Origin of the sequence: Bacillus sp. FSL K6-0073, assembly GCF_038006085.1 — a bacterium.
In the GTDB taxonomy this organism is placed as follows: Bacteria; Bacillota; Bacilli; order Bacillales; family Bacillaceae_G; genus Bacillus_A; species Bacillus_A cereus.
In genome coordinates this window covers 3857955-3874774 of the sequence record NZ_JBBOUN010000001.1, presented here as the reverse complement: position 1 = coordinate 3874774, position 16820 = coordinate 3857955, and the positions used below count along the sequence as shown (strand labels likewise).

The window sequence follows — 16820 nt, the reverse complement described above, 5'->3', positions numbered from 1 at the left end:
AGTGAAACAGAGAATTATTACTGGAGTGGTTGCTGCCGCGCTATTCATTCCCATCGTAATATACGGTGGCGTGCCTTTTACGGTTTTAGTGTATGCACTTGCTTCTATAGGTTTATATGAATTAATTCGTATGAATAAGCTTACGCTTATTTCAGTACCGACAGTTTTAGCTGCAGTATTATTGTGGATTCTTTTAATTCCAAGTAGTGCATCAGAACTGTTTACATGGATTGGATTAGGTAAATTGGAAATCACATTTGTGATTGTTTTATTACTTTTATCATATACAGTCCTTTCTAAGAATACATTTACTTTTGATAATGCTTCATTTTTACTGATGGCGACGACATATGTGGCAATGGGATTCTTATATTTAAATGAAACGAGAATATTAGGAATTAAATATGTATTTTGCGCATTATTTGTTATATGGGCTACTGATTCAGGCGCATATTTCGTAGGAAAAGCATTGGGCAAGAGAAAATTGTGGCCAGAAATCAGTCCAAATAAAACGATTGAAGGTTCATTAGGGGGCATCGTTTGTGGAATTATTGTGGCACTTGTTTACAACGTGTTCTTCCCAGTCGAATCGAATGTAGTAATTTTAATTGTGCTGACAATTACCATTTCTATTTTTGGACAAATTGGTGATTTAGTACAATCTGCTTTTAAACGTCATTATGGCGTAAAGGATTCAGGTACAATTTTACCTGGGCATGGTGGTATATTAGACCGAACAGATAGTTGGTTATTCGTTTTACCAATTCTCTACTTCTTATTACAATACAATTAATAAATGAACGAGGGGTTGGAGTCATGAAAAACATTAGTTTATTAGGTGCAAGCGGATCAATTGGTACACAAACTTTAGATGTATTACGCTCGCACCCAGACCAATTCCGTCTCGTTGCTTTTTCTGTAGGGAAAAATATTGACTACGCAGTAAAGGTAATTCAAGAATTTTCTCCGCAAATCGTCTCTGTGCAAAGAGAGGAAGATGTTTTAAAATTACAATCTGTTTCTGGTAATACAAAAATTGTATATGGTAGTGAAGGACTTTTAGAAGTAGCATTACATCCAGATGCGGAGATTGTAGTAAATGCTGTTGTAGGTAGCGTAGGGTTGTTACCAACACTTCGTGCAATTGAGGCGAAAAAAACAATTGGAATTGCAAATAAAGAAACGTTAGTAACTGCAGGACATCTTGTAATGGAAGCAGCACGAAAACATAATGTTTCGTTACTTCCAGTTGATAGTGAACATTCGGCTATTTTTCAATGCTTGAATGGTGAAAGTGAAAAAAGAATTTCTCGTCTTATTATAACGGCTTCTGGTGGAAGTTTCCGCGATAAAACGAGGGATGAATTGCATCGTGTGACCGTAGAAGATGCGCTTCGACATCCAAACTGGTCAATGGGTTCGAAAATTACAATTGATTCTGCTACAATGATGAATAAGGGACTAGAAGTAATTGAAGCACATTGGCTTTTTGGTATCCCTTATGAGCAAATCGATGTTGTTTTACATAAAGAAAGTATTATCCATTCTATGGTTGAATTTGAAGATCGTAGTGTAATGGCGCAGCTTGGTTCACCTGATATGCGAGTACCAATTCAATACGCACTTACATATCCTGATAGATTGCCTCTTTCAGACACAAAACAGTTAAACTTATGGGAAATAGGGACGTTGCATTTTGAGAAAATGGACCAAGAACGATTCCGTTGTTTACGTTTTGCGTATGAAGCTGGAAAAGCAGGTGGAAGTATGCCAGCTGTAATGAACGCAGCGAATGAAGTAGCTGTTGAAGCCTTTTTACAAAAGAGAATTGATTTCTTAACAGTGGAAGACCTCATTGAAAAAGCAATGAACCATCACAATGTCATTGCACGACCGAGCTTAGAGGAAATTTTGGAAATTGATGCGGCCACAAGACGGTTTGTGATGGAACAAATTTAGCAAAGGTGGTTATGGAATTGAATACAGCGATTGCCTTTATATTAATTTTCGGTGCACTCGTATTTTTCCATGAGCTAGGGCATCTATATTTCGCAAAAAGAGCAGGTATTTTATGCCGCGAGTTTGCGATTGGTTTTGGTCCGAAAATATTCTCATTTGAAAAGAATGAAACGGTGTATACGATTCGATTACTGCCCCTTGGTGGCTATGTAAGAATGGCTGGCGAGGATGCGGACACAGTTGAGTTAAAGCCTGGGAAAAAGGTTGGCCTTGTATTAAATGAAAAAGACGAAGTTGTGAAATTAGTTTTTGATGGATATGAAAAGTATCCAAATGTTCGTGTTATTGAAGTCGAACAAGCTGATTTGGAGCATAATTTAACAATTTCGGGCTATGAAGAGTACGAGGAAGAGCTTCAAACATTCCGAGTGAATGAAAAGGCTCGTATTATTACTGCGGGGGAAGAAATTCAAATTGCCCCGTATAATAGACAATTTGGCTCGAAAAAACTAGGGCAACGCGCTTTAACAATCTTTGCGGGTCCTGCAATGAACTTCATTTTAGCATTTGTTATTTTTGTGATTCTTGGATTTGTACAAGGGGTCCCTATTGACAAACCAATGGTCGGAAAAGTGATGGATAACAGTGCAGCACAGCAAGCTGGATTGAAAGAGAATGATACAATTCAAGCTATTGATGGGAAAAACACAAGTACATGGAAAGATGTTGTTACTATTGTACGTGAAAACCCAAATAAAGAAATTACGTTACAAGTAAAGCGTGATAATGAACAGTTTAATGTGAAAGTAACGCCAACACTCGATAAAGAAGGAAAAGACGAAGTTGGTAGGATCGGTGTTTATTCTCCTGTAGAGAAAACAGTGATGGGTTCTATTAAATCAGGTTTTGAACAAACGTACCAATGGACGAAACTAATTTTTGAGTCTCTTGTGAAATTAGTAACTGGTCAATTTTCTATTAATGAGTTGTCAGGTCCAGTAGGAATTTATAATCTAACAGATCAAGTTGTAGATTATGGGTTTACGCGTGTACTAAGTTTAGCTGCAGTTCTAAGCATTAATCTTGGTTTATTTAATTTATTACCAGTTCCTGCTTTAGATGGTGGCCGTTTATTCTTCTTCTTAATTGAAGCGTTACGAGGGAAACCAATTGATCGCCAAAAAGAAGGAATGGTTCACTTTATTGGTTTTGCATTATTAATGTTACTTATGTTAGTTGTAACTTGGAATGACATTCGTAAGTTTTTCTTGTAAAATAAAGTGAAACTTATAATGAAATAGAGCTCGTAGAATAAAATCCCTCACCTAACTCGAGGTGAGGGGTTTTACTGCGTGTAAGAGTAAAATGAAGAGGTGCAAATAAATGAAACAAAGTATGGTATTCAGTCCTACATTACGTGAAGTTCCAGCTGATGCTGAAATTAAGAGTCATCAGCTATTACTTCGTGCAGGTTTTATGCGTCAAAATGCTTCTGGTATTTATAGCTTTCTACCATTTGGATTAAAAGTATTACACAAAGTAGAACGTATCGTTCGAGAAGAAATGGAGCGCGCAGGAGCTGTAGAATTATTAATGCCAGCTATGCAAGCTGCAGAATTATGGCAAGAATCAGGTCGTTGGTATTCTTACGGATCTGAATTAATGCGTATGAAAGATCGTAACGCTCGTGAATTCGCATTAGGAGCGACACATGAGGAAGTAATTACGGATCTTGTGCGTGATGAAGTGAAATCATATAAAAAATTACCGTTAACATTATACCAAATTCAAACAAAATTCCGTGATGAGCAAAGACCTCGTTTCGGCTTATTACGTGGAAGAGAGTTTCTAATGAAAGATGCATACTCTTTCCATGCTACACAAGAGAGCTTAGATGAAGTATACGATCGCTTATATAAAGCATACTCTAACATTTTTGCTCGCTGTGGCTTGAATTTCCGTGCAGTTATTGCTGATTCTGGAGCAATGGGCGGAAAAGATACACATGAATTTATGGTATTATCTGATGTTGGTGAAGATACAATTGCATACTCTGACACATCTGATTATGCAGCAAACATCGAAATGGCTCCTGTTGTAGCTGCGTATACGAAGAGTGACGAAGCAGAAAAAGCACTTGAAAAAGTAGCAACACCAGACCAAAAAGCAATTGAAGAAGTATCTGCATTCTTAAACATTGCAGCTGACAAGTGCATTAAGTCTATGGTGTTTAAAGTAGATGAGAAATTAGTAGTTGTACTTGTTCGTGGTGATCACGAAGTAAACGATGTGAAAGTGAAAAATGTATACGGCGCTTCAGTTGTTGAGCTTGCTTCTCATGAAGAAGTAAAAGCATTATTAAATTGTGAAGTTGGTTCATTAGGACCGATTAATGTAACAGGTGATATCGAAATTATTGCTGATCACGCTGTAGCATCAATTGTTAACGGATGTTCAGGAGCGAATGAAGAAGGGTTCCATTATGTAAATGTAAATCCAGAACGTGACTTTAAAGTAAGTCAATATACAGATTTACGCTTTATTCAAGAAGGAGACCAATCTCCAGATGGAAACGGAACAATTCTTTTCGCACGCGGAATTGAAGTTGGTCATGTATTCAAATTAGGAACTCGTTATAGTGAAGCAATGAACGCAACATTCCTAGATGAAAATGGAAAAACACAACCACTTATTATGGGTTGTTACGGTATCGGTGTATCTCGTACAGTAGCAGCAATTGCAGAGCAATTTAACGATGAGAACGGCTTAGTTTGGCCAAAAGCGGTAGCACCGTTCCATGTGCATGTAATTCCAGTAAATATGAAATCTGATGCACAACGTGAAATGGGTGAAAATATCTACAACTCATTACAAGAACAAGGCTATGAAGTGTTATTAGACGATCGTGCAGAACGTGCAGGTGTTAAATTTGCAGATGCAGATTTATTCGGTCTTCCAGTTCGTGTTACAGTTGGTAAAAAAGCAGACGAAGGTATTGTAGAAGTGAAAGTACGTGCTACAGGTGAGTCTGAAGAAGTAAAAGTAGAAGAACTTCAAACATATATTGCAAATATTTTAAAATAAGAAGAGGTACCTCGTAATGGGGTACCTTCTCTTTCTTTGTAAACGTATTTTGTAAAAGAAGAGGTGAGAAATCTTTCTTTGTGGTACGTTTCAATTTATAATAGCAAATGGAAGGAGAGTGCTTATGTCTTTAACAAATGAACAACAAGAGCGATTTCAAATTTTGCTCCAGCAGTTGCAAATACCAGACGACCTTATAAATCAATATTTACAAGGCGGTGGTATTGAAAGGCTCGTTATTGATAAAGCGAATAAAAGTTGGCATTTTGATTTACAAGTGCCACGTATTTTGCCTACAGAATTATATGAATTGCTAGAAACAAAGCTTAAGCAATCATTTTCTCATATTGCAAGAACAACATTTGCATTAGAAACAGAGAATAAACAATTTACAGAAGAAGAAGTGAGGGCGTATTGGCCGCTTTGTACGGAACGAATTACATTTTCACCTATGTTCGCATACTTAAAGAAGCAGCTTCCACAGGTGAATGGAGTGAAGTTGCTAATAAATGTAAATAACGAGCTGGAGTCTACGGCTTTAAAGAAAAACGTTGCGAAACCAGTAGGGGATCAATACGAAGTTTTTGGATTCCCGCGTTTTCAGTTAGACACACATATACAGCAAAATACAGAAGAAATGCAAAAGTTTCGTGAACAAACGCAGCAAGAAGACCGTGAGCGTGTTATACAAGCTATGGAAGAAATGGCGAAGAAGCAAGCTGAAGAAAGCAGCGTTGTGTATGAAGGACCGATTACACTCGGGTATCTTATTAAGCCAGATGAAGAGATTACACCGATGCGAGAAATTCAAGATGAAGAAAGAAGAAAAACGGTTCAAGGATATGTCTTCCATGTAGAAACAAAAGAGCTTCGTAGTGGGCGTACGTTATTAACTTTAAAAATAACGGATTATACGGATTCTATTATGATCAAAATGTTCTCACGTGACAAAGAAGATATTCCAATGCTGCAATCCTTGAAAAAAGGAATGTGGGTGAAAGCGCGTGGTTCTGTTCAAAATGATACATTCGTTCGAGATTTAGTAATGATTGCAAATGATATTAATGAAATAACAGGACCGTCTCGTAAAGATAAAGCACCAGAAGGCGAAAAACGAGTAGAGCTGCATCTCCATACTCCGATGAGTCAAATGGACGCTGTCACTCCAGTTTCTAAGCTTGTTGCTCAAGCTGGTAAATGGGGACATGAGGCTATTGCGGTTACAGATCATGCCGTGGCTCAGTCCTTCCCAGAGGCGTATTCTGCAGGGAAGAAGGCTGGTGTTAAAGTTATATATGGTGTAGAAGCAAATCTAGTTAATGATGGTGTACCGATAGCGTATAACGAAGCGCATCGTTTACTTGCAGAGGAAACGTATGTTGTTTTCGACGTTGAGACGACAGGTTTATCAGCTGTATACGATACAGTCATTGAGTTGGCTGCCGTAAAAGTAAAGGGTGGCGAAATTATTGATCGCTTTGAATCTTTCGCAAATCCACATCAACCATTATCAGCGACGATTATTGAATTGACAGGTATTACGGATGATATGTTAACTGATGCACCTGAAGTGGACGAAGTGTTTAAAAAGTTTGAGGAATGGATGGGCGACCATACACTTGTTGCCCATAACGCGAGCTTTGATATGGGCTTTATTAACGTAGGTTTTAAAAAGGCTGGACTAGAAAAAACGAATAATCCAGTTATTGACACGTTAGAACTTGCACGATTTTTATTCCCAGAAATGAAAAATCATCGATTAAATACGATGTGTAAAAAACTTGATATTGAATTAACACAACATCACCGTGCGATTTATGATACAGAAGCGACGGGATATTTACTTGTGAAAATGTTGAAAGACGTAATTGAAAAGGGATTTGAATATCACGATCAATTAAATGATAGCATGGGACAAGGGGATGCGTATAAGCGTGGCCGTCCAAGTCATATGACGTTACTTGCCACATCAGATGTTGGATTGAAAAATTTATATAAACTTGTTTCATATTCTCACCTTAATTACTTTTACCGTGTACCACGTGTGCCGAGATCACTATTAAAAAAATATCGTGAAGGGATTTTAGTAGGAACGGCTTGTGATAAAGGTGAAGTGTTCGAGGCAATGATGCAAAAGGCACCTGAAGAGGTAGAAGAAATTGCCCAGTTCTATGATTACATTGAAGTAATGCCTCCAGAGGTGTTGCGTCATTTAGTAGAACGTGAGCTTGTTCGAGACGAAGGTCAATTAAAAACAATTATTTCTAACTTAGTAAAACTAGGTGAGACGTTAGATAAACCAGTTGTTGCTACAGGAAACGTGCATTATTTAGACCCTGAGGATGCGATGTATCGTAAAATTTTAGTCAGTTCGCAGGGCGGAGCCAATCCGTTAAATCGACATTCATTACCGCCAGTACATTTCCGTACAACTGATGAAATGTTAGAATGTTTTTCATTCTTAGGTGAAGACAAAGCGAAAGAAGTTGTTGTAACAAATACACAAAAGATTGCGTCATTAATTGGTGATGTGCATCCAGTAAAAGACGATCTATACACACCGAAAATTGAAGGTGCTGATGATGAAACGCGTGATATGAGTTATAAAATGGCGCGTAGCATTTATGGTGAAGAGCTACCGGAAATTGTAGAAGCACGTTTAGAAAAAGAATTAAAAAGTATTATTGGGCATGGATTCGCCGTAATTTATTTAATTTCACATAAGCTTGTGAAAAAATCGTTAGTAGACGGATATCTAGTAGGTTCGCGTGGATCGGTAGGGTCATCATTTGTTGCAACGATGATGGAAATTACAGAAGTAAACCCATTACCACCACACTATGTATGTCCGAAGTGTAAGCAATCAGAATTCTTTAATGATGGTTCTGTAGGTTCTGGTTTTGACTTACCAGATAAAGAATGTCCTGCTTGTAATATTCCATATGTAAAAGATGGACATGACATTCCTTTCGAAACGTTCCTTGGATTTAAAGGAGATAAGGTGCCCGATATCGATTTGAACTTCTCCGGGGAATACCAACCACGTGCCCATAACTATACGAAAGTACTGTTCGGTGAAGACTATGTATATCGTGCAGGAACGATTGGTACAGTTGCGGAAAAAACTGCTTACGGATATGTAAAAGGTTATGCAAATGATCATAACTTAACGATTCGAAATGCAGAGATTGATCGCTTAGTAGCAGGGTGTACCGGTGTAAAACGTACAACAGGACAGCATCCAGGCGGTATTATCGTTGTGCCAGATTACATGGATATCTTTGATTTCTCACCAATACAGTACCCAGCTGATTCAATTGGTGCTGAATGGAGAACAACGCATTTTGATTTCCACTCGATTCATGATAATTTATTAAAACTTGATATACTAGGACACGATGATCCGACCGTTATTCGTATGTTACAAGATTTAAGTGGTATTGATCCGAAAACAATCCCAACGGATGATCCAGAAGTAATGAAAATTTTCTCTGGTCCAGAATCGTTAGGGGTAACAGAAGAGCAAATTAACTGTAAAACAGGTACACTTGGTATACCAGAGTTTGGTACAAAATTCGTAAGACAGATGTTAGAAGAGACAAAACCGACGACATTCTCAGAGTTAGTCCAAATTTCTGGACTATCACATGGTACTGACGTATGGCTTGGTAATGCAAACGAGTTAATTTATAACGGTACATGTACGCTGAGCGAAGTTATCGGTTGTCGTGATGACATCATGGTATATTTAATCTATCAAGGTCTAGATCCATCATTAGCCTTCAAAATCATGGAGTCGGTTCGTAAAGGTAAAGGTGTACCGGAAGAATGGGAAGAAGACATGAAAAATAATAATGTACCAGGTTGGTATATTGATTCATGTAAGAAGATTAAATACATGTTCCCTAAAGCCCATGCGGCTGCTTACGTACTTATGGCTGTACGTATCGCATATTTTAAAGTACATTTTGCACTGTTATTCTATGCCGCATATTTTACAGTTCGTGCAGATGATTTTGATGTAGAGGCAATGGCGAAAGGTTCAGCATCTATACGTGCAAGAATTGATGAAATTGCTCAAAAAGGATTGGATGCAGCGCCGAAAGAGAAAAGTTTATTAACAGTACTAGAAATGACACTTGAAATGTGTGAGCGAGGATACTCATTCCAAAAGGTGGATTTATACCGCTCACATGCAACAGAATTTATTATTGATGGAGACACATTAATTCCTCCATTTAATGCGGTACCTGGTCTTGGTACAAACGCAGCTTTAAGTATTGTGGAAGCACGTAAAAATGGAGACTTCTTATCAAAAGAGGACTTGCAGCAGCGTAGTAAGGTCTCGAAAACAATTATTGAGTATTTAGATAGTCAAGGTTGTTTAGGAGATTTACCGGATCAAAACCAGTTATCACTGTTCTAGTAGGTAGGAAAAGTCTTTGCAAATCAACATTTCCTATGATATACTATTAACCGAGATAACCATGTCATGTATATTGTGTAAAGAAAAGAGTGGGGAAACCCACTCTTTCGTGTTACTATCTATGTTTTCTCTACGTAGATAGGTAAAAGATTTCTGTCGTATATACATATTTTGTTACAAGTTTTACTTCTTAAATTTGGTAATACTAAGACAGATAATCCCTGCTGAACAGCAGGGGCTTTTGTTAGCTAACGAGAAAGAATAAGATAGACCGTTTTTAAAGTGGCGGGGTCTTCTTCTTTTAAATGGTACATGACGGCAGGAAGGAGGCTGTTTATGGATAAGAAAGTCACAGAAGTTGTAGAAGCATTTGCGCAGCCGATCGTTGAAGAGTTAAATCTTGAACTTGTAGATGTAGAGTATGTGAAAGAAGGACAAGACTGGTTCTTACGCGTATTCATCGATTCTGAAAAGGGAGTCGACATTGAAGAATGCGGTGCGGTAAGTGAACGTTTAAGCGAAGCTTTAGATAAAGAGGATCCAATTCCTCATCTTTACTTTTTGGATGTATCATCTCCTGGAGCGGAACGCCCATTAAAGAAAGAAAAAGACTTCCAGCAAGCGGTAGGAAAACAAGTGGCAATTAAAACATATGAGCCGATTGATGGTGAAAAGATGTTTGAAGGAAAACTGCTTTCTTACGATGGTACAACAATAACATTATTATTAACAATTAAAACACGTAAAAAAGAAATCCAAATTTCGATGGATAAAGTCGCAAATGCGCGACTTGCTGTTACGTTTTAGTTAGAAGGGGGATCTTCATGAGCACTGAGTTATTAGATGCTTTGCTCGTATTAGAATCTGAAAAAGGCATTAGCAAAGACATTATTATTGATGCGATTGAAGCAGCTTTAATCTCTGCTTATAAGCGCAATTTTAATCAAGCACAAAACGTTCGTGTGAGCTTTAACCCAGAAGTGGGAACAATTCAAGTTTTAGCACGTAAAGACGTAGTAGACAATGTGTTTGATCCACGTCTTGAAATTTCTGTAGAGGAAGCAAGACAAATTAATCCAAACTACCAAGATGGTGACGTACTAGAAATTGAAGTAACACCAAAAGACTTTGGTCGTATTGCAGCACAAACTGCAAAACAAGTTGTCACACAACGAGTGCGTGAAGCAGAGCGCGGTGTTATTTACTCTGAGTTTAGTGACCGTGAAGAAGATATTATGGTAGGTATTGTACAACGTCAAGATGCTCGTTTCATCTATGTAAGCTTAGGAAAAGTAGAAGCTTTATTACCTGTAAGTGAGCAAATGCCTAATGAGCAATACAAACCACATGATCGTATTCGCGTATTCATTACGAAAGTAGAAAAAACGACAAAAGGACCACAAATTTACGTATCACGTACACATCCTGGTCTTTTAAAACGTTTATTCGAAATGGAAGTTCCTGAAATCTATGATGGAACTGTAGAAATTCGTTCTGTAGCACGTGAAGCTGGCGATCGCTCTAAGATCTCTGTATATGCAGAGAACACTGATGTTGATCCAGTTGGTTCTTGTGTAGGACCAAAAGGGCAACGTGTACAACGCATTGTAGACGAATTAAAAGGTGAAAAAATTGACATCGTCCGCTGGTCAAATGATCCAGTTGAATATGTTGCAAATGCATTAAGCCCATCACAAGTTGTTAAAGTACTTGTAGATGAAGAAGAAAAAGCGACAACAGTAGTTGTTCCAGACCACCAGTTATCATTAGCTATCGGTAAGCGTGGACAAAATGCACGTCTTGCAGCTAAATTAACAGGCTGGAAAATTGATATTAAGAGTGAGTCTGATGCGAAACAACTTGGTATTGTAACAGAAGAAGATAGGGTAATCGCATTTGGATTCGATTCAGTGGAAGACGAAATCGAATAGAGGTGATGAGTATGAGCAATCGAAAAGTTCCGTTACGAAAATGTGTTGCAACGCAAGAAATGAAATCAAAACGAGAGCTCGTTCGCATTGTTCGTTCCAAAGAGGGAGAAGTGTCCATTGATTTAACTGGGAAAAAATCAGGACGAGGTGCTTACTTGTCGAAGGACAAGGAGAGCATTCTTCAAGCTCAAAAGAAAAATGTTTTGGAACATCATCTAAAAGCGAAAATCGACGGTTCTTTATATGAAGAGCTTCTTGAGCTTGTTGAGAAGGAGTCGAAATAAGTGTCCGATTGGAAATCGTTTTTAGGACTAGCAAACCGGGCTCGGAAAATTATTTCGGGTGAAGAACTCGTTTTAAAAGAAGTACGAAGTGGCAAAGCAAAACTTGTATTGCTATCTGAAGATGCGTCAGTAAATACTACAAAACGCATCACAGATAAAACTACGTACTACAACGTACCAATGAGAAAGGTCGAAAATCGACAACAATTAGGGCATGCGATTGGGAGAGATGAGCGAGTCGTTGTAGCTGTGTTAGATGTAGGCTTTGCGAAAAAGCTGCGTAGCATGCTCGATACAAATTACCGGGGGTGAAGGTATGAGTAAAATTCGAGTGCATGAATATGCAAAAAAACATAATATCTCAAGTAAAGATCTTATGACAAAACTAAAAGAAATGAATATCGAGGTTTCGAATCATATGACAATGTTAGACGATGAAGTAGTAAATAAATTAGATAATGAATATCAAACTGAAAAACCTTCTGTTGCAGATGAGTTTGAAGTAGAAGAAAAAGTTGTTCGCAGTAAAAAGAACAGCAATAAGAAAAAGAAAAAAGGCAAAGGAAACGAAGACAAACGTCAAGAGAACTTTGCTGGTAGACAACAAACTCAAATTGTAGAAACACCAGATAAAATTACTTTCTCTGGAAGCCTTACAGTAGGAGATCTTGCTAAAAAATTAAGCAAAGAGCCATCTGAAATTATTAAGAAGCTCTTCATGCTTGGAATTATGGCAACAATTAACCAAGACTTGGATAAAGATACAATTGAGTTAATTGCTAACGACTACGGTATTGAAGTAGAAGAAGAAGTAATTGTAAGCGAGACTGAGTTTGAAACATTCATTGATGAGCAAGATGATGAAGAGAACTTAAAAGAACGTCCAGCTGTAGTTACAATCATGGGACACGTTGACCATGGTAAAACAACATTACTGGATTCTATTCGTAACTCAAAAGTAACTGCAGGCGAAGCGGGTGGAATTACTCAGCATATCGGTGCATATCAAGTTGAAGTAAACGATAAGAAGATTACATTCTTAGATACACCTGGTCACGCAGCATTTACAACGATGCGTGCTCGTGGGGCACAAGTAACGGATATTACAATCCTTGTTGTTGCAGCGGATGACGGTGTTATGCCACAAACGGTTGAAGCAATTAACCATGCGAAGGCAGCAGGAGTACCAATTATTGTTGCTGTGAATAAAATGGATAAACCAGCTGCAAACCCTGATCGCGTAATGCAAGAACTAACTGAATATGAATTAGTTCCAGAAGCTTGGGGCGGAGATACTATTTTCGTACCAATTTCTGCAATTCAAGGCGAAGGCATTGACAACTTACTAGAAATGATCCTTCTTGTAAGTGAAGTAGAAGAATATAAAGCAAATCCAAACCGCTATGCAACTGGTACAGTAATCGAAGCACAGCTTGATAAAGGTAAAGGAACTATCGCGACATTACTTGTTCAAAATGGTACGCTTCGAGTTGGAGATCCAATCGTTGTTGGAACTTCATTCGGACGTGTTCGTGCAATGGTAAGTGATATTGGTCGTCGTGTAAAAGTTGCTGGTCCATCAACTCCTGTTGAAATTACTGGTTTAAACGAAGTACCACAGGCTGGAGATCGTTTCATGGCATTTGCTGATGAGAAGAAAGCTCGTCAAATTGGTGAATCACGTGCACAAGAAGCGTTAGTTGCACAACGTGGTGAGAAATCTAAATTAAGCCTTGAAGATTTATTCCAACAAATCCAAGAGGGCGATGTAAAAGAAATTAACTTAATCGTAAAAGCAGACGTACAAGGTTCTGTTGAAGCGATGGCAGCATCACTTCGTAAAATTGATGTTGAAGGCGTAAAAGTTAAAATCATTCACACTGGTGTAGGTGCGATTACAGAATCTGATATCATTTTAGCTTCTGCATCTAATGCAATTGTAATTGGATTTAACGTACGTCCAGATGTGAACGCGAAGCGTACAGCTGAATTAGAGAACGTTGATATTCGTTTACACCGTATTATTTATAAAGTAATCGAAGAGATTGAAGCAGCTATGCAAGGTATGCTTGATCCAGAATTCGAAGAAAAAGTAATCGGTCAAGCAGAAGTTCGTCAAACGTTTAAAGTAACAAAAGTTGGAACAATCGCAGGTTGTTACGTAACAGACGGTAAAATTACGCGTGATAGTGGCGTACGTATTATCCGTGACGGCGTAGTAATTTTCGAAGGACAACTTGATACGTTAAAACGTTTCAAAGACGACGTAAAAGAAGTTGCACAAAACTATGAGTGTGGTATTACAATTGAGAGATATAATGATCTTAAAGAAGGGGACATCATTGAAGCGTACATTATGGAAGAAGTGAAGCGATGATTATCGCTTCACTCTCATTCGAGTGTATGATTTACGATGTGCATTCTTTAAAAGAGAAACGTGCAATTTTACAACGTGTGTTAACTCGTGTAAAACAGCGCTATAATGTAGCTGTTTCTGAAGTTGGGCACCAAGATGTATGGCAACGTACAGAAATTGCAATTGTTTCCGTATCCTCAAATCGTGTTATCTGTGAGAAAGAAATGAATCGTGTACTTGAGTACATCGATTCATTTCCTGAAATTGAACGTACAATAACACATTTGGAATGGTATTGAATGAGGTGAAGAGTTATGAAATTACGTGCGAACCGTGTGGGCGAGCAAATGAAAAAAGAATTAGGCGACATTATCAGTCGTAAAATTAAAGACCCACGTATTGGATTTGTTACAGTAACTGATGTACAAGTGAGTGGTGATTTACAAATTGCTAAAGTATATATTTCTGTTTTAGGTGATGAAGAACAGAAAGAAAATACTTTAAAAGGTTTAGCGAAGGCAAAAGGCTTTATTCGTTCAGAAATTGGCCAACGTATTCGTCTTCGTAAAACACCAGAAATTACCTTTGAGTTTGATGAGTCTATCGGATATGGTCATCGAATTGATACACTTTTACATGAAATTAATAAAGACGGTAAACGTGAAGAATAATGGATAGACATTTGTCTATCCATTTTTTCAATGCAAAATAAGTTTTGGATATTTACTACGAGAGAATTATGATGAGGTGAACATATATGGAAGGTGTAGTATTATTACATAAGCCAAAAGGCATGACATCACATGATTGTGTATTTAAATTAAGAAAGATATTGCGAGAAAAGAGAATTGGTCATACGGGAACATTAGACCCTGATGTAACAGGAGTATTACCAATTTGCGTTGGAAGAGCAACGAAAATTGCACAATTTTTAACAAGTGAAACGAAAACATATGAAGGTGAAGTAACATTAGGGTTTTCAACGACAACTGAAGATGCTTCTGGTGAGGTTGTTGAAACGAAAAATGTAGATCGTACTATTACTCGTAAGGAAGTAGAGAAAGTCCTTGCGGAATTAACAGGCACGATTGAACAAATGCCACCAATGTTCTCGGCTGTAAAAGTAAACGGGAAAAAATTATACGAATATGCAAGAGCAGGGCAAGAGGTGGAACGTCCAGTTCGTACAATTACAATTCATGAATTCATATTACTTGATGATCGTGAAGTTTTTGAAGGAGAAAATATTTCATTCCGTTTCCGTGTAACGTGTAGTAAAGGAACATATGTAAGAACGTTAGCTGTAATGATCGGGGAAAAACTTGGTTTCCCATCACATATGTCGCACCTTATAAGAACGGCATCTGGTGAATTTTTATTAGAAGATTGCATATCATTTGAAGAAATTGAAGAAAACGTGCAAAATGGAACAGTAGAGTCTATCTTCATTTCAATTGATGAAGCATTAAGTAAGTTTCCAAAAATGGTTGTAGATGAAAAGCAAGCAGAGAAAATAAAGAATGGTATGTTCTTAAAAAATGAATTAGAAATAACAGCACCATTTATTACAGTGTTTGATAAAAATGATCGTTGCTTAGCAATTTATGAACATCATCCGAAACATCCTGGTATGTTAAAGCCGATGAAAGTACTTGTGAATAATCAAGAACTAAAGCTATAATGAATTATTGGAAGGATTATTACAGAAAAAGGTGAATTCAAGCGTGAAACTTATTCATTTAACTCATCCACATGAACAAAATAAATTAGAATTACCACCTACTGTAATGGCATTAGGATTTTTTGATGGCATTCATTTAGGACATCAATGTGTAATTCGAACTGCGAAAAAAATAGCGGACGACCGAGGATATAAAAGTGCAGTTATGACATTTCATCCTCATCCATCTGTTGTTTTAGGAAAAAAGGATGCGCATGTGGAGTATATTACACCGATGCGCGATAAAGAAAAAATAGTCGAAAGCTTAGGAATCGATATATTATATGTAATTAAATTTGATGAATCATTTGCAGGGTTATTACCGCAACAATTTGTAGATGATTATATTATTGGTTTAAATGTAAAGCATGTAGTAGCAGGGTTTGATTATTCATATGGACGTTTAGGAAAAGGAAAGATGGAGACTTTACCATTTCATGCAAGAGGGGAGTTTACACAGACTGTGATTGAAAAAGTTGAATTTCAAGAAGAGAAAGTAAGTTCTACAGCATTACGAAAGTTAATTCGAAATGGCGAAATGGAGCAAATTCCATCTATTTTAGGTAGAGCCTATACTGTAGCGGGAACAGTTATACACGGCGACAAACGTGGACGTCAAATTGGTTTTCCAACAGCTAATGTAGGTTTAAGTGATGAGTATTTATTGCCACCTGTAGGTGTTTATGCAGTGAGATTAAAAGTTCACGATGAATGGTACGATGGTGTATGTAATATTGGATATAAACCGACTTTTAAAGAAGATGAGCGTCAATTATCAATTGAAGTGCATTTATTTGAATTTAACAAAGATATATACGATCAAAATGTTACAGTAGAGTGGCATATGCGTATAAGAGCAGAAAAGAAATTCAACGGTATTGATGAGTTAGTTGAACAAATCGCAAAAGATAAGAAAACAGCCCAAGAATATTTTGTGAGCGAAAAGAATATACTTGCTTTTTCAAATGAAAAGTAGTATTCTATGTTATGTACTTTATGACAACCATTGCTTGGCATTGCGACTCACCGACGCTTGCTAGGTAATTGGGGGTTTAATTAA

General features: G+C 37.5%; 14 protein-coding genes. All 14 read left to right on the top strand.

Annotated elements, in window-relative coordinates; genetic code table 11:
- The first annotated feature begins 1 nt into the window (after position 1).
- The 14 genes from cdsA (at position 2) to ribF (ending at position 16736) form a co-directional block, all read left to right on the top strand.
- Positions 2-793, top strand: coding sequence for a phosphatidate cytidylyltransferase (gene cdsA, locus MHB52_RS19885; protein WP_044795354.1), 792 nt, complete (start codon positions 2-4; stop codon positions 791-793).
- A 23-nt stretch (positions 794-816) separates the two neighbouring features.
- Entirely contained in the window at positions 817-1959 is a 1143-nt protein-coding gene (gene dxr, locus MHB52_RS19880) for a 1-deoxy-D-xylulose-5-phosphate reductoisomerase (RefSeq protein WP_000790378.1), read from the top strand.
- A 17-nt stretch (positions 1960-1976) separates the two neighbouring features.
- Complete coding sequence (gene rseP, locus MHB52_RS19875; protein WP_001090243.1) at positions 1977-3233, top strand: RIP metalloprotease RseP; 1257 nt, start codon at positions 1977-1979, stop codon at positions 3231-3233.
- A gap of 109 nt (positions 3234-3342) precedes the next feature.
- On the top strand, positions 3343-5043 hold the full coding sequence (locus MHB52_RS19870; RefSeq protein ID WP_044795353.1) for a proline--tRNA ligase: 1701 nt from the start codon (positions 3343-3345) through the stop codon (positions 5041-5043).
- 124 nt (positions 5044-5167) lie between these two features.
- On the top strand, positions 5168-9469 hold the full coding sequence (locus MHB52_RS19865; protein ID WP_000060005.1) for a PolC-type DNA polymerase III: 4302 nt from the start codon (positions 5168-5170) through the stop codon (positions 9467-9469).
- Positions 9470-9805: 336 nt separating this feature from the next.
- Entirely contained in the window at positions 9806-10276 is a 471-nt protein-coding gene (gene rimP, locus MHB52_RS19860) for a ribosome maturation factor RimP (protein ID WP_000359096.1), read from the top strand.
- 17 nt (positions 10277-10293) lie between these two features.
- A complete protein-coding gene (nusA, locus tag MHB52_RS19855) occupies positions 10294-11400 on the top strand; it encodes a transcription termination factor NusA (RefSeq protein WP_000102603.1) in 1107 nt (368 codons plus the stop codon).
- Between the two features lie 11 nt (positions 11401-11411).
- Entirely contained in the window at positions 11412-11684 is a 273-nt protein-coding gene (gene rnpM / locus MHB52_RS19850; protein WP_000071127.1) for an RNase P modulator RnpM, read from the top strand.
- The gene (locus MHB52_RS19845; RefSeq protein WP_001286524.1) at positions 11685-11996 is read left to right on the top strand and encodes a YlxQ family RNA-binding protein; all 312 of its coding nucleotides are present in this window, start codon (positions 11685-11687) and stop codon (positions 11994-11996) included.
- A gap of 4 nt (positions 11997-12000) precedes the next feature.
- Entirely contained in the window at positions 12001-14061 is a 2061-nt protein-coding gene (infB, locus tag MHB52_RS19840; RefSeq protein WP_000036343.1) for a translation initiation factor IF-2, read from the top strand.
- Positions 14058-14339 (top strand): DUF503 domain-containing protein, encoded by a 282-nt coding sequence (locus tag MHB52_RS19835; protein WP_000582363.1) that lies wholly within the window; start codon positions 14058-14060, stop codon positions 14337-14339. Before infB ends, MHB52_RS19835 begins: the two co-directional genes overlap by 4 nt.
- A 15-nt stretch (positions 14340-14354) precedes the next feature.
- Positions 14355-14711, top strand: coding sequence for a 30S ribosome-binding factor RbfA (rbfA, locus tag MHB52_RS19830; RefSeq protein ID WP_000776437.1), 357 nt, complete (start codon positions 14355-14357; stop codon positions 14709-14711).
- Between the two features lie 86 nt (positions 14712-14797).
- Positions 14798-15721 (top strand): tRNA pseudouridine(55) synthase TruB, encoded by a 924-nt coding sequence (gene truB / locus MHB52_RS19825; protein ID WP_000399348.1) that lies wholly within the window; start codon positions 14798-14800, stop codon positions 15719-15721.
- A 43-nt stretch (positions 15722-15764) separates the two neighbouring features.
- Positions 15765-16736 (top strand): bifunctional riboflavin kinase/FAD synthetase, encoded by a 972-nt coding sequence (ribF, locus tag MHB52_RS19820; RefSeq protein WP_000766702.1) that lies wholly within the window; start codon positions 15765-15767, stop codon positions 16734-16736.
- Positions 16737-16820 lie beyond the last annotated feature (84 nt).

Coding starts and splice junctions, on each gene's coding strand:
- dxr (WP_000790378.1), top strand. CDS start 817: ATGAAAAACATTAGTTTATTAGGTGCAAGCGGATCAATTGGTACACAA.
- MHB52_RS19870 (WP_044795353.1), top strand. CDS start 3,343: ATGAAACAAAGTATGGTATTCAGTCCTACATTACGTGAAGTTCCAGCT.
- MHB52_RS19865 (WP_000060005.1), top strand. CDS start 5,168: ATGTCTTTAACAAATGAACAACAAGAGCGATTTCAAATTTTGCTCCAG.
- rimP (WP_000359096.1), top strand. CDS start 9,806: ATGGATAAGAAAGTCACAGAAGTTGTAGAAGCATTTGCGCAGCCGATC.
- nusA (WP_000102603.1), top strand. CDS start 10,294: ATGAGCACTGAGTTATTAGATGCTTTGCTCGTATTAGAATCTGAAAAA.
- rnpM (WP_000071127.1), top strand. CDS start 11,412: ATGAGCAATCGAAAAGTTCCGTTACGAAAATGTGTTGCAACGCAAGAA.
- infB (WP_000036343.1), top strand. CDS start 12,001: ATGAGTAAAATTCGAGTGCATGAATATGCAAAAAAACATAATATCTCA.
- MHB52_RS19835 (WP_000582363.1), top strand. CDS start 14,058: ATGATTATCGCTTCACTCTCATTCGAGTGTATGATTTACGATGTGCAT.
- rbfA (WP_000776437.1), top strand. CDS start 14,355: ATGAAATTACGTGCGAACCGTGTGGGCGAGCAAATGAAAAAAGAATTA.
- truB (WP_000399348.1), top strand. CDS start 14,798: ATGGAAGGTGTAGTATTATTACATAAGCCAAAAGGCATGACATCACAT.